12 protein-coding genes and 1 pseudogene are annotated in these 14,692 nt (G+C 36.6%); 12 read left to right on the top strand and 1 reads right to left on the bottom strand.

Translation table 11 applies throughout. The annotated features are described in order from the left end of the window. The first annotated feature begins 591 nt into the window (after window positions 1-591). The 11 genes from FAR12_RS22840 to FAR12_RS22790 all read left to right on the top strand — a co-directional run bounded on the left by FAR12_RS22840 (window position 592) and on the right by FAR12_RS22790 (window position 12,947). Complete coding sequence (locus FAR12_RS22840; RefSeq protein WP_126411060.1) at window positions 592-2,052, top strand: M23 family metallopeptidase; 1,461 nt, start codon at window positions 592-594, stop codon at window positions 2,050-2,052. A 196-nt stretch (window positions 2,053-2,248) separates the two neighbouring features. After that, window positions 2,249-2,956, top strand: a complete 708-nt coding sequence (gene yycF / locus FAR12_RS22835) for a response regulator YycF (protein WP_126411059.1) — start codon at window positions 2,249-2,251, stop codon at window positions 2,954-2,956. A 9-nt stretch (window positions 2,957-2,965) separates the two neighbouring features. Beyond that, window positions 2,966-4,807, top strand: a complete 1,842-nt coding sequence (gene walK, locus FAR12_RS22830) for a cell wall metabolism sensor histidine kinase WalK (protein ID WP_126411058.1) — start codon at window positions 2,966-2,968, stop codon at window positions 4,805-4,807. Next, window positions 4,804-6,126, top strand: a complete 1,323-nt coding sequence (locus FAR12_RS22825; RefSeq protein WP_126411057.1) for a YycH family regulatory protein — start codon at window positions 4,804-4,806, stop codon at window positions 6,124-6,126. Before walK ends, FAR12_RS22825 begins: the two co-directional genes overlap by 4 nt. Further along, window positions 6,113-6,916: a two-component system regulatory protein YycI gene (locus tag FAR12_RS22820; protein WP_126411056.1), complete on the top strand. Its 804-nt coding sequence runs from the start codon at window positions 6,113-6,115 to the stop codon at window positions 6,914-6,916. The genes FAR12_RS22825 and FAR12_RS22820 overlap by 14 nt, the downstream gene beginning before the upstream one ends. 6 nt (window positions 6,917-6,922) lie before the next feature. Beyond that, window positions 6,923-7,717 (top strand): MBL fold metallo-hydrolase, encoded by a 795-nt coding sequence (locus FAR12_RS22815; RefSeq protein ID WP_126411055.1) that lies wholly within the window; start codon window positions 6,923-6,925, stop codon window positions 7,715-7,717. Window positions 7,718-7,921: 204 nt separating this feature from the next. Further along, the gene (locus tag FAR12_RS22810; RefSeq protein ID WP_126411054.1) at window positions 7,922-9,127 is read left to right on the top strand and encodes a S1C family serine protease; all 1,206 of its coding nucleotides are present in this window, start codon (window positions 7,922-7,924) and stop codon (window positions 9,125-9,127) included. Window positions 9,128-9,289: 162 nt separating this feature from the next. Further along, window positions 9,290-9,448, top strand: a complete 159-nt coding sequence (locus FAR12_RS22805) for a CxxH/CxxC protein (RefSeq protein WP_126411053.1) — start codon at window positions 9,290-9,292, stop codon at window positions 9,446-9,448. A gap of 80 nt (window positions 9,449-9,528) precedes the next feature. Continuing rightward, window positions 9,529-10,008: a 23S rRNA (pseudouridine(1915)-N(3))-methyltransferase RlmH gene (gene rlmH / locus FAR12_RS22800; RefSeq protein ID WP_126411052.1), complete on the top strand. Its 480-nt coding sequence runs from the start codon at window positions 9,529-9,531 to the stop codon at window positions 10,006-10,008. 228 nt (window positions 10,009-10,236) lie between these two features. Continuing rightward, a complete protein-coding gene (locus tag FAR12_RS22795) occupies window positions 10,237-11,772 on the top strand; it encodes a type I restriction-modification system subunit M (RefSeq protein WP_246010484.1) in 1,536 nt (511 codons plus the stop codon). Beyond that, on the top strand, window positions 11,769-12,947 hold the full coding sequence (locus FAR12_RS22790) for a restriction endonuclease subunit S (protein ID WP_126411050.1): 1,179 nt from the start codon (window positions 11,769-11,771) through the stop codon (window positions 12,945-12,947). The genes FAR12_RS22795 and FAR12_RS22790 overlap by 4 nt, the downstream gene beginning before the upstream one ends. 43 nt (window positions 12,948-12,990) lie before the next feature. On the opposite strand, the gene FAR12_RS22785 is transcribed toward FAR12_RS22790, so the two are convergent. Beyond that, the gene (locus FAR12_RS22785) at window positions 12,991-14,142 is read right to left on the bottom strand and encodes a BstXI family restriction endonuclease (RefSeq protein ID WP_126411049.1); all 1,152 of its coding nucleotides are present in this window, start codon (window positions 14,140-14,142) and stop codon (window positions 12,991-12,993) included. A gap of 185 nt (window positions 14,143-14,327) precedes the next feature. On the opposite strand from FAR12_RS22785, the pseudogene FAR12_RS22780 reads away from it, so the two are divergent. Then, window positions 14,328-14,579: pseudogene (locus FAR12_RS22780) on the top strand (JAB domain-containing protein); the annotation flags it as partial. Window positions 14,580-14,692 lie beyond the last annotated feature (113 nt).

Below are 14,692 nucleotides of genomic sequence, written 5' to 3'. Positions count from 1 at the left end.
CAAGAGCAAGGTTTGAAATTCTTAACAAATGTGATTTCATAAACTTTCGAACCGCCGTATACCGAACGGTACGTACGGTGGTGTGAGAGGTCGGGGGTTAGTCACCCCCTCCTACTCGATTTGCTGTTATCTTAAGCTTGTTTATTTTCTATCGAAAAAAACCTGTTGTTAAAATCTTAAAGCCGATTTTAACGTAGAAATAGATATTTTGTGCTTATCATACTGTTTGTAGCTCTTTTCTCACTAATTCTAAGCTATTTAAAAAAATTGATTTATTCGATATGTTTTAGTCCCAATACCAACAATGTTTGAGAAAAGAGCCTTTTTGTTACATAAATGCAATATGCATGTAAAATTATTAGAAAATTTTCTAGAATTGATCCAATTTATCTCAGGTTGCTTTTCCTCGGACAATATCCCTTACTTCCCTACAACTACGCCTATATTGAGCGCACGAATTGTACAAGCTTTGTAAGAATTCGTCAGCTATTATACATTTATGTTACATTATGGAGTCTATCAATCTTTAAAAATCAAACTATGGTACAGTATAAAAGGTGAAAAGTTGTCGGTAGTCTAGGGAGGATTTAAATGAATACAAGATTTAAGAGTCTGTCCAAACTAACGGGCAATGGAAGCAAAGGCTTTAAGAAGATTACTTTTTCTGTAATCGCTTTAACAACCCTAACACTAGGAGTTGGTGCGCATGTATTTGCCGATTTAGCCTTTAATACCGTTTATTATGTTTATGTCGATGATGATTACGTCGGTACTGTGTCAGACAAGAAGATTGTTGAAAATATCGTGGATAACAAAGTTGAGGATAAGCAGGAGGTTCTTGATACAAAATTAAACCTTACTGTTGGGCCAGAGCTTACATATGTTCCTGAACATGTGTTCCAAAACGCTTCCGATACGGATGATCAAGAAGTAATTCAAAAACTAGATGAACTTCTATCGATCAAAGCAGTTGCCACTGAGATTTCGTTTGGCGAAGGTGCACAAGTGTATGTGAAGGACTCGGAAGTAGCGAAACAAGTGATTGAAGCATTGAAGCTTAAATATGTAACAAAAGAGCAGCTAGAACAACTTGAACAGCAAAAAACCACTACGACTGAAGCTTTGCCACCTTTAAAGGAAAACGAAACTCGTATATTAGATATCAAGCTCTCAAAAGAGGTTACTTATGCGAATAAAAAGGTCGCTCCTTCGAGAATATTAACGGCTGATGAAGCTGTTGATTATATTTTGAAAGGGACTTTAGAAGAAAAGAAGTATAAGGTCCAAGTTGGGGATGCTCTTAGTCAAATTGCTAGTAACCATGATATGAGTCTAGAGCAATTGCTTACACTGAATCCTGAATTACAGGAAGATGATTTTATCAAAGTAGACCAGGAGCTAAATGTGACATCATTAAAACCGTTAGTTGAAGTGATGGTCGAGAAGGAAGTCTTTTTAAAGGAAGCCATTCCTTATGACAAAATCGTCGAGGAAGATGAATCGATGTATAAAGGCGATACTGAAGTGAAGCAAGAGGGGAAAGACGGTTCTAGAGAGGTAACATATAAAATTTCAGAACATAATGGTGTTCTTTTAAATAAAGAAATGCTTAACGAAAACATTCTTGAAAAGCCAACTGCCTATATTGTGGTTAAAGGGACAAAGGTCATTCCATCTCGAGGTGATGGAACATTTGCATGGCCAGCAGTTGGAGGTTATATTTCCAGTAAACAAGGCAGTAGATGGGGCAAGTTTCATAAAGGGATTGATATTGCACGCCCAAGTGATCGAACCATCAAGGCAGCAGATAACGGAATCGTGAAATTTGCTGGTAATTCTAGCGGCTATGGAAATAAAGTCGTAATTGACCATCAAAACGGTTATGAGACCGTATATGCTCATCTATCCTCTATTAATGTGAGTGTAGGGGAAACCGTGAGCAAAGGTTCAAAAATCGGAGTGATGGGTTCTACCGGAAATTCAACAGGGATTCATTTGCATTTTGAAATCTATAAAAATGGCAATCTGGAAAACCCATTAGATTACTTGTGATAAGCTAAGCAAAAAGGTATGCCTATCGGCGTTTAGACTTGAGCTTTACTTATCTTTAGAAAGAGTCTCTAGAAATGCTAGAGGCTCTTTGTTGTTGTAGCATTAGTAATAGATGAATTCCCTTTGATAAAATGGTAAAGTAAATGAAAGAATGTTTTTAAAGGGGTATTCAATCTTATCTTAAAGGAGAAAAGGTATGGATAAAAAAATTCTGGTTGTTGATGATGAAAAACCAATTGCGGATATTCTCCAGTTCAATTTAAAAAAAGAGGGATATGATGTTTATTGCGCCTACGATGGCAATAAAGCCCTTGAAATGGTGGAGGAAATCAAGCCGGATCTAATTTTATTGGACATTATGCTGCCTCAAAGAGACGGCATGGAGGTTTGTCGAGAAGTCCGAAAGAAATATGAGATGCCGATTATTATGTTAACAGCAAAAGATTCAGAAATAGATAAAGTTTTAGGCCTAGAGCTAGGGGCCGATGATTATGTAACCAAGCCTTTTAGTTCAAGAGAGCTAATTGCTCGTGTGAAAGCAAATTTAAGAAGACATCAGCATGTGTCTTCACAAGCTGAAGAAGATGAAACAAATGAAATCGCAGTGGGACAATTGATCATTCATCCTGATGCATATATTGTCTCAAAACGCGGAGAGAAGATTGAATTGACACACCGAGAATTTGAATTGCTTCATTACTTAGCAAAGCATATTGGACAAGTCATGACAAGGGAACATCTTCTTCAAACAGTGTGGGGCTATGATTATTACGGTGATGTGAGAACAGTCGATGTGACGATTCGACGCCTCCGTGAAAAAATCGAGGATAATCCGAGTCATCCTACATGGATCGTAACAAGAAGAGGGGTAGGGTACTACTTAAGAAATCCTGAACAGGAGTAATTCATTTCCATGAAAAAAGTAGGTTTTTTTCGTTCCATTCATTTGAAGCTTGTACTCATTTACGTGTTGCTCTTACTGGTTGCGATGCAAATTATCGGTGCGTATTTTGTTCGCCAGCTAGAGTCTACACTATTAAGAAACTTTGAAACGTCTATTCAAGAGCGGGTCGATTTATTGTCTTATTATGTGGGCGAAGAAATGGCGAAGGAAAGAAATCCAGAAGAAGATGGACCGACGTTACAAGAAGATGTCTACAATATTTTAAAGGATTTCAATAATACTTCAGATATTTCGGAGGTTCAGGTAATTGAAGGGACCTCTTTAAGAATTATAGGGACGTCAGATCCAAATAATCAAGGGATTGTTGGCCAAAGAACGACAGATGGACTAATTTGGAAGGTGATTGCCACGTCTGACGAAGACGGGGATGATCAAACGCTTATTCATCGTCCATCCGGTAATCGAATTTGGAAACTAGCAGAACCGATTAAAGTGGATGATGATGTGATCGGAGGAATATTATTAATCGCCGATGTTGAAAATGTCTATTCTCAAATGAAGACGATTAATCAAATTTTTGCCACGGGTACAGCGATTTCGCTAGGAATTAGTGCACTTTTGGTAGTCTTTCTTGCGCGAACGATTACAAGACCAATCACTGATATGAGAAAACAAGCGATTGCTATGTCGAAAGGGAATTTTTCGAGAAAAGTTAAAGTGTATGGCTATGACGAAATCGGCGAATTAGCGATGACCTTTAACAGTTTGACGAAAAAGCTCCAAGAGGCGCAGGCCACAACTGAGGGAGAGAAAAGGAAACTTTCCTCCGTACTTTCCTATATGACGGATGGGGTAATTGCCACCGATCGCAAAGGGAGAGTTATTCTGATTAATGAGCCTGCTGCGAAAATGTTGGATGTTTCACGTGAAACAATTTTATCAACGTCGATCATTTCTCTTTTAGGCATAGAGGAAGAGTATACGCTTGAAGAATTAATCGAAACCAAGGAATCCATTATTTTAAATTATAGTACTGCGACAAAACCGTATGTACTACGGGCGAATATAAGTGTAATTCAAAAAGAAACTGGTTTTGTAAATGGTTTAATAGCGGTCCTTCATGATATAACTGAACAAGAAAAAATTGATATGGAGAGACGCGAGTTTGTAGCGAACGTTTCTCATGAGCTTCGAACACCATTGACGACGATGAGAAGCTATGTCGAAGCACTTGCCGAAGGAGCTTGGAAGGACGAAGAAATTGCCCCTAACTTTTTAGAAGTAACGCAAAATGAAACAGAGCGAATGATACGCCTTGTAAACGCCCTATTGCAGCTTTCAAAATTAGATAGTAAGGATTATCAGCTAACAACTGAGTGGGTCGATTTTGTTCAATTTTATAATCGTATCATCGATCGTTTTGAATTAGCGAAGGAGCAAAATGTTCGATTTGAGCGAAAACTGCTTGATCAAGCAACCTTTGTGGAGATCGATCCAGATAAATTGACCCAAGTATTAGACAATATTATTTCTAATGCGTTGAAATACTCCCCAGAGGGTGGAAAGATTACCTTTAAAATGGTGGAAGAAGAAGAAATGATCGTTATTAGTGTTTCTGACGAAGGAGTCGGGATCCCGAAAGATAATCTCGAAAAAATCTTTGAACGTTTTTATCGAGTGGATAAAGCTAGAACAAGAAAGCTTGGTGGTACAGGTCTTGGTTTAGCGATTGCTAAAGAAATGGTAGAGGCTCACGGCGGTAAGATTTGGGCTAGAAGTGTAGAAGGAAAGGGAACTACTGTTTCGTTTAGCTTGCCTTATTTACAAACGGAAGAGGATGATTGGTCATGACATATGAAAATATAAAATCAATCATCTTAACCATCCTAATTGTGATGAGTATTTATTTAACATGGAGCATTTGGACTTATCAACCAAAGAATGAATTGATGGACGATCCTTCTTTTGTACCAAGTGTGGAGATTAGTGAAAGTAGAGAGATTAATCAAGTTATAAAACCAGTTCAAATTTATTATCACCATGATAATGAGCACTATGGTACGACCCAAATTAGTGAAATCGATCGGATTATTAAAGAGATTAGTACATGGAGCTTTGCGGAATTAGAAGATGTGACAAATCAAACGGGCAACCTATCTGAGTTTATTTATGAAAAGGGACATGCCCAAATCGTGTTTCCAGACCTCGTACCGATGGAGGTATACAAGAATGTACTGGGAATTAAAGATGAAAATACAGCGAGTGTAACATTTGATCAAATCATTATTGATCTAAATAATATCAATAAGCAAAATGGAAATGTCTACTTTGTTTCAACAACTGACCACCGAGTATTTCGAACGAGTGTAACAGCATCATTCATCACAAATTTTAAAGAAGATTATTTTGAAAAGGGTTCAGCCAATAAGTACTTCGCTCCGTATGCACTAGAAACTGTGTCAGAGAATCATAAGCTTTTGGTTCTTTCCGAGCCGGTGACGATCAATGCATACAATTATTTGTTAGATGTAATTGAAACGACTAAATTCCGTGATGCATTATTTAGAAATCCAGATCCGGTCAGAAGAAATTCGACAGATGCTGGAGAAGAATATAAGGATTCATCTACATTGCTGAGTGTAAATATGAAGACGAATACCTTATTATATGTTGATACAACGCAAGAAAAGGATGTTACCATTGATTCGAGTCATCTTCTCCAACAAAGTATTGATTTCGTCAATGGTCATAAGGGCTGGACGGATAACTATTATTTTGTTGGGATTGACGAGCTAGAACAAACGGTATCATTCCGAATCTATGATTCTGCAGGACACCCTATTTTTAGTGATAATGGGATGTCTGAAATTTTGCAAATATGGGGTAAAACGAGTATCTATCAATACTTGCGAAATAATTTTATACTAGATAACCAACCAGTTGAATCATCAGCAGTTGAACTGATGTCAGGTGTGGATACACTTAAAAGGCTAAAAGAACGAGAAAATATTGAGCCGGAATTTATTCAAGAATTGGTTCTTGGCTATGAAATGAAAAGAACGAACGGCGATCCCCTCATTCACTTAGAACCTTCTTGGTACTATAAATATAAGGATCAATGGTGGAATATGAATTCGGGAGAGGAGGGGTTGGAATTTGGATTGGAGTAGAATTAAAACAATCTTTATTGTAACCTTCCTCATTCTCAATATTTATTTGCTTAATGAGTTTTATAAGACGTACGATAAGCTAGATTTCATGTCTGAAACTTCTTTCGAAAATAAGCTAAAGACGGAAGAAATTGAGTATAAGGAACTCCCAAAGAATATTAAGAGGGACAAGTATGTAAGTGCGACTCCTAAGAAATTCGCAAAGGATGAATTGGGAAAAATTGCAGATACAACTTTGACAGGACAGTCGATTACAATTAAGAATGAGACAATGATTGAAGCAATCCTGGACGAGCCATATCCAATTAACCAGGAGAATGTCGCTGAGCAACTGGGCCCTTTTTTACAAAATAATATTTATAAGGGTGACCAGTACAAGTTCTGGAAAGTAAATGAGACAGAACAAACAATTACCTATTATCAACAGATAGAAGGCAAGCAGCTCTATAAAAACCTAAATGGTGAATTGACCTTTTATGTGAATGAAGAACAGGAAATCATCGGCTATAAGCAGACACTTCTTGAGAACTTTGAGGAGTTTTCAGAGGATGTAAACGTCTATCAACCTATTGATGCGATAGAAACCTTATACGAAAATGGTGAATTGCCATTCGGAAGTAAGATTACGAAGGTGGAGCTTGGCTATTATACCTTGGTACACTTAACCTCTTCACAGGTTTTGACGCCAGTTTGGCGAGTTGTGGTTAATGGAGAAGAGGATTTGTTCGTGAACGCGGTTGAAGGTCAAATAATCCAATTAAACAATGAAGAGAAAAAGATAGTGGAGTGAAGCAAGATGGGGATGCGCTTTAGTGTGCTCGCAAGCGGGAGTACAGGAAATGCTATATTTGTCGAGACGGAAGAGCATTCCTTTTTAGTGGATGCAGGATTAAGTGGTAAGCAAATGGAAGCTTTATTTGCGAAAATTGATCGGGATATGAGCAAGCTTTCAGGATTACTCGTGACTCATGAGCATAGCGACCATATTAAAGGCGTCGGAGTTGTGGCTCGGAAGTATAAGCTTCCGATTTATGCGAACCAAAAGACATGGGATGCGATGAGTGGGTTAATTGGGGAGATTCCAACAGAACAAAAATTCACCTTTGATATGGAAACCGTGAAGAGCTTTGGGTCCTTAGATATTGAATCATTTGGTGTATCTCATGATGCGGCCGAGCCCATGTTTTACACCTTCCATCATGAGGGGAAAAAGCTCGTCCTTGTTACCGATACAGGGTATGTGAGCGACCGCATGAAGGGCATTATTTCAAATGCTGACATGTATGTATTTGAAAGCAATCATGATGTACAAATGCTACGCATGGGCCATTACCCATGGAGTATTAAGCGAAGAATTTTGAGTGATGTCGGCCACGTTTCCAATGAAGATGCGGCGATTGCGATGAGTGAGGTCATTGGCGATCAAACAAAGCGAATCTATTTGGCTCATCTAAGCTTGGATAATAATATGAAGGATTTAGCGACGATGTCGGTAACGCAAACCCTACAGGAACAAGGAATAATTGTAGGGGAGCAGGTTGAGCTCTACGACACAGACCCGAAAATCCCGACGGCATTAACTGCTGTCTAACGCGAGTGTGGAGCTATTCCACACTCTTTTTTTGTAAGTGACGAACCTAAATCGTAAAAAAATGGGAAGAAAATATGAACAAAGTCGTAAGATTACAGAAAGTCACTGCTTTTTGTTAGATTTTTCATGGTTGGCGATTATAATTAGGTATATAAAGGAAGAATAACTTCTAGCAATCGTTCTAGTGAAAGGAATGGTAAGAATATGGGTTATTACGACCAAGACTATGAAAACCGTTATAAAAAACCAAAAGGGAATAAGGGTGGTTATGTATTAGCTAGTCTTGTGGGAGTAATTTTAGGAGCCTTGCTCGTGGCTGTGGCGTTCCCAAGACTTATGGATAACAATCTTCTTCCAGGTACGTCCCCAGCAGAGGAAGCAAAGGAAAATCAGAATGCAGTTGAAACAAGGAATGTGGCAGTTAATGTGGAGACTGATATTACAAAAGCAGTCGATAAAGCCGCTGATGCAGTAGTGGGAATTTCTAATATACAAGGAACTGGTTTTTGGGAAGGAAGCAATGGCCAAGAAGCAGGTACGGGCTCCGGCGTTATCTATAAAAAAGAAGGTGGCAAGGCCTATGTGGTGACAAATCACCATGTGGTCGAAGGAGCAAGTTCATTAGAGATTTCTATGACAGATGGTACGAAAATTCCTGCTACATTGCGTGGAAGCGATGTATGGACTGATCTAGCCGTCCTTGAGGTTGATGGAAGTAAAATCAAAACGATCGCTGAATTTGGCGATTCTGATGCATTAAGAACAGGAGAACCTGTGATTGCGATTGGGAATCCGTTAGGCGCTATTTTCTCCGGCTCCGTGACGCAAGGAATTATTTCTGGCCTGGAGCGGGCAATTCCAGTAGATATCGACCAAAATGGTGTTGTCGATTGGCAGGCAGAGGTTTTACAAACAGATGCTGCCATTAATCCAGGAAATAGTGGGGGAGCCCTCATCAATATTGCGGGGCAAGTCATCGGGATTAATTCCATGAAAATTGCTGAAAGTGCTGTAGAAGGGATTGGCTTGGCGATTCCAATTAATTCTGCCATCCCAATTATTGAGGATTTAGAGAAGCTAGGCAAAGTAAATCGCCCGTATATGGGCATTGAACTACAATCGGTGAACGAAATTCCATCCTATTATCAAAAAGAAGCATTAAAGCTTCCAGAAGACGTTACGAATGGGGTTGCGGTTATGCGTGTTGAGCCGAATTCTCCTGCATCACAGGCTGGTCTGAAGGAACTTGATGTTATAGTGGAATTAGATGGAGAAAAGATTAATGATACGATTGAGTTAAGAAAGCATTTATATACGAAGAAAAACGTTGGCGAATCGCTACAAGTGAAATTTTATCGTGAAGGAAAGCTTCAAGAAACAACGATGAAGCTAGCTGGAAACACATTATAGTTTTAAATCACGGACAAAATAAAGCAGGAAGGGAATACCTTTCCTGTTTTTTTTGTTGTGGATTGGTTTAAGGTTTGAGAAAATGTTAGAATGTGTTGTGGATTAATAAAGTAGTTATCCACAAAGTGAAAAAATTCTGATAAAAAAGGATGTAGAATTGTTATGATATATGCTTGCGAAGAACATGTAGATCTTGCTATAGATACGATTGTAGACGAGTTTGAGACGTTTCCGATGCTCTCTAAAGTGGAGGGAGAAGAGTTATCAACAACCTGTGAATATTGTCAAAATACAGCTGTATATGTTGTGGCGAACGAATGATCTCATACAAGATGTGGATAGAAAATGTGGATATGTGGATAAGTTTTGTGGATATCTTGTTCATAAAGTGAGGATTAAATGTGAATATCTCGATCATTACCGTTGGAAAACTGAAAGAGAAATATTTAAAGCAAGGAATCGACGAATATTTAAAGAGATTGTCGAGCTATGCGAAGGTGGAAGTAATAGAGGTACCAGATGAAAAAGCACCCGAAGAATTAAGTGAAACTGAAATGGTGCAGGTGAAAGACAAGGAAGGGGAACGAATTTTAGCAAAAATTCATCCCGATACATATGTGATTGCATTAGCAATCGAAGGGAAACTGAAATCTTCAGAGGAACTTGCAGATACGCTTGATAAACTAGCTACGTATGGAAAAAGTAAAATTGCTTTTGTCATTGGTGGTTCGTTGGGATTAAGTCAGCAAGTGTTAAACCGTTCCGATGAAAAACTGTCATTTTCAAAAATGACATTTCCCCATCAGTTGATGAGGCTGATTTTGGTAGAGCAGGTGTATAGAGCTTACCGGATTAATAGGGGAGAACCGTACCATAAGTAAATGAGGTTTTAATGAATTTTAGTGACTAAATGAGCTGTGTTTTCCTTATTTAGTCACTTTTTTTATGTTTGTTCAGTTAGTTTTATATTCATTAAAATTAATAAGCAAAATTCGACAATATAAGATATAATAAAATTCTACCAGCATACAGGATTTTTATTGACTAATTATGTTCGGTATGAGAACATATGTTTGTGTTTACCGAAGGGCATATGAAGGAGGAGTATAATGTTATTCGCTGATATTGAATTTGATAAAGAACTATTTTCAGCTGCAAATAAGTTAAGAGGGAGAATAGCTCCTAGTGAGTACAAAAACTATGTCTTACCTTTATTATTCTTAAAATTTTTATCTTTGAAGCATGAACACCGAAAAATGGAGATTTTGGAAAAAATAGAAGATAAAAGTGAAGATAAGAAGGATAAGAAAGAGATTCAGAAAGTCTTAGAAAACAAGGCTGAGTATACCAAAGTAAATGTGTTTTATATTCCTCAAGAGGCAAGCTGGGAATACCTTTTAGAAAATGCAGATAGTGAAAGTATTAAAGAGTTAATTGATAATGCTATGACAATCTTAGAATCTGAATATGACGAATTAAAAGACGCGCTCCCTAAGATATATAAAAACTCTAATATTCCTAATGAAGTAGTTAGTGATATAATAAAACTTTTTTCACAAGAAATCTTTTCTACACATAATGGCAGAAATGTTGATTTGCTTGGAAGAGTATATGAATACTTTATAAGTAATTTTGCATCTACAGAAGGTAATCGAGGCGGAGAATTTTTCACACCTTCTTCAATAGTAAAACTATTGGTTGCAATGCTAGAGCCTATAAAAGGTACTGTGTACGACCCCGCTTGTGGTACGGGAGGCATGTTCATTCAATCTAATAAGTATAGTGAAAACAGCGAAAACCTGACTTTTATTGGACAGGAACAGAATGAACTTACAATAAAATTAGCAAAAATGAATGGTATTCTTCATGGGATTTTCCCAAAGATTAAACAAGGTGATACTTTACTTAATGACCAATTTCCGGATTTAAAAGCTGAAACTGTGATATCTAATCCACCCTTTAATATGAAAGATTGGGGAGCGGAACGCTTATCCCTTGATGATAGACGTTTGATTGGACCTGTGACAAATAGTAATGCAAATTATATGTGGATTCAACACTTTCTACATCATCTAAAGGATGGTGGTTTAGCGGGTTTTGTTATTGCAAATGGGGCCTTAACAAGTAATCAAGCTGCAGAAAAAAGTGTAAGGAAATACTTAGTTAATAATGACTATGTGGACTGTGTTGTGCAACTTCCAGAAAAAATGTTCTTTGGAACAGGAATACCGAGTGCTTTAATTTTTCTAAGTAAAAATAGAGATGGTAGTAATAATCATGCTAGAAGAGAAAAAGAGATATTATTTATTAATGCAAGTAGTTTAGGGACGTTAGTTAATAAAAAAAGTAGGATATTTTCAGAAGATGAAGTAAAAACAATCGCGGATATTTATCATTCCTTTAAATTCTATAATAATGAGGCTTATTCTGAAAGTGGTTTTTATAGTAAGGTTCATATTGATGAAATTATAGAGAAAGAATACAAGATAACTCCAAGTTTATATACCGGAATTAAAGAAGAGTCCGAAAATGAAATAGGGTTCAACCAGGTAGTTGAAGAATATAAACTGCTATTAGAAGAGCAATTTAAACAATCGCATAAACTTCAAATGAAAATATTGAAGAATCTAGAGGATTTGTTATGATAAGTGAGTTTAAGAATTATACATTAGGTGAAATCACTAAGATATTAAATGGTTCAACGCCGTCAACAAAAAAAATAGAGTACTACGAAAATGGAACGATTCCTTGGATAACTCCTAAAGACTTATCAGGTCATCCTTTTAGAAATATATCTCGAGGAGAGCGTAATATTACTCAGTTAGGATTGCAGAATAGTTCTACTAAGTTGTTGCCTAGAGGTACAGTATTGTTTTCTTCAAGAGCTCCAATAGGATACGTTGCTATTGCTGCTAACGAGGTAACTACAAATCAAGGATTTAAAAGTTTTATTTGCAATGAGGAAATTATTTTAACTGAATATCTTTATTACTTTCTTATTGCTAAAAAAGAATATATAGAAAGTTTGGCTAATGGGAGCACTTTTAAAGAACTATCTCTTACATCTACAAAGAATATTCCAATTAAGTTGCCTAACTTGCAAGCTCAAAAAAAAGTTGCGGAAACACTAGGAGACTTAGATAGAAAAATTGAATTAAATTATAGCATAATAGATAACTTAGAAAAGTTAGCAGAAAGAACATATAAGTACTGGTTTTTAGATGAAACAATCCCCGACGATAGAAAGAATATGATTGTTCGTGAAAATGTAAAGATTGGGGAAGTTGTGAAAATCATGGGTGGAGGGACACCTAAGACTTCCAATGAAAGTTATTGGGAAAATGGAGATATTAATTGGTTTACTCCCTCAGATTTAACTAGTAGCAAAGAGATTTTTGTCTTAGATTCCCAAAGAAAAATAACTAGGGAAGGCTTGGAAAATAGTTCTGCAAAATTAATTCCTCCGTATTCTTTACTATTATCAAGTAGAGCAACAATTGGTGAATTGGCCATTAATCAAAAGTCAACTACAACAAATCAAGGTTTTATTGTGATTATACCAAATGAGAAGATTTCTATATATCAATTGTATTTTTGGGCAAAACTCAATAAAAATAAAATAATTTCAATGGCTAATGGAAGTACATTTAAAGAAATTAGTAAGAAAGACTTTAAAACGATAGAAATTCCTATAATAAAAGATACAACAAGCTTCAACAGTATTATGCATGATTACTTTAAGCAGATAGAAGAGCTTACTAAAGAGATTAGAATACTGAAGTTGACGCGAGATAAGTTAACTCCAAGGCTCATTGTTTAATTATAAAGTAAAAAGCGGACTAGCAATTAGTCCGCTTTTTACTTTAATCTTCAGAGTCTAAATCAAATTCAGCATCAGTAATTTTTATCCATACATCACCATTCTCTGTACGAATAAATTGCTCATCGTTACTAATCCAACCAAATCCTTCTGCACCAGAGTCTTCATGGATATATCCAACTGGTGTACCTTCTTCTTTTAATTCACTAAGAGGGAGGCATTCTCTTTGTCCTAATCTAGTATTACATATAGCATGACCCCAAGCTACTTGCTCTGGTTTATGTTCAAGTGTTTCATATACTAATGGAACCATATGAAACAAGTTTACTGAAGTTGACCTAGTTGCACCTGCAACCTGTTGTTGTGAATTAGCTAGTCCTGAAGCTCCATCAAAAGAGACCATCTCATGTAACTGTTCATACATTATTGTTTTTTCGCATAAAGGACAGCTAGTAATAGAATTATTTAATATTGACTTACCTTCCAAGTGCGAAATATTAATTAAGTTATGGTTATTTAGTATTGTTTCTAGATGTTCAAAGTCACTTCCATCATATGGACTGTTATGTGTTTTTATTATTAACCAGGCTAAGAAAGCTCTAGAAAGATAGTTAGTTTCAGCATCAGCATATTCTGGAGCAAAAATTCCTTGTGGTGGTCCTTCTTTTCTTTCTCTATCAGTGCTAATTGAAGATAGTCGTAAGACATAATGCCCCACATCGTTAACATCTTTTCCTCTTCGTGTTACCGTTTGTCCATTTTTTTCTAAGTGCCTTACTTCCCAGTTCCTTAATGGAGGTAATTCTCTGAAAGAAGCATGAGTTCGATATAGCAAAAATGCATTTACTCCAACTTTAACAAATGCATCAGGATGTAAAAACTCTGGCTTTACTACACCCGAACTTTCAAAGTACTGGTTGGGAAATAATCTAATTACATATCCATCTTTATAATTATTTAAATCAACATTTCCCAATCTCTCGAAGGGTATAATCACCTTATTATTCCTGTAAACATGATTTTGGTATGCACCCTTATCTCCACCTCTAGGGGTTGCGTATCCTGCCTTATTTACTTTATCAGTATCTTTGCTTCTAAATAAATCTGTCCATACCTTTTCAGGAAATTTATTATGCTTACCAGGATGTCCGTATTCAAGTCGACAACCATCACTTCCACATAATCGAATAGTCATAGTTCCTTACCCCCTATTTACATTTATCTCCTAACGATTATACAGTAATTATTTGTAATTTAGTAGGATAAAATATCCACCTAGAGAATAAAGGATTCTAATTATTCTGTTTTTAAGGAAAATATAAATATATATTATTAAGATGAATTGCGATGTTTAATATACTAATAGAGGGAGTTTGAAAAATGAATAAATCAGCCAAAAGGGTCAATATTGTATCAGTTAAATTAGTTAAAGAAACTAGCGTACTTTACAAGAAAAGAACTATTCGGTCTCCACAGGATGCGTATGAATTACTAAAGGAATTTTTAGAAGATAAAGACCGTGAGCACTTCATAGTTGTAACCTTAGACACCAAGAACCAACCTGTATCCATAAATGTCTGCCATATTGGTAGTTTAAATGCTAGCATCGTTAGTCCTCGCGAAGTTGTGCGCCCATAAGGGCATTTAGGAAATCTGCTTTAGCAAAGCAGTAGGGAGATATCACAATCTTTACCCTATCATCAGCCAACTTATCCGTAAGGGAAACCGAGCGGGGAGTGTAGCAT

Origin of the sequence: Bacillus yapensis, assembly GCF_005280205.1 — a bacterium.
Taxonomy (GTDB): Bacteria; Bacillota; Bacilli; order Bacillales; family Cytobacillaceae; genus Robertmurraya; species Robertmurraya yapensis.
This window is presented reverse-complemented; position numbering and strand designations above follow the sequence as displayed.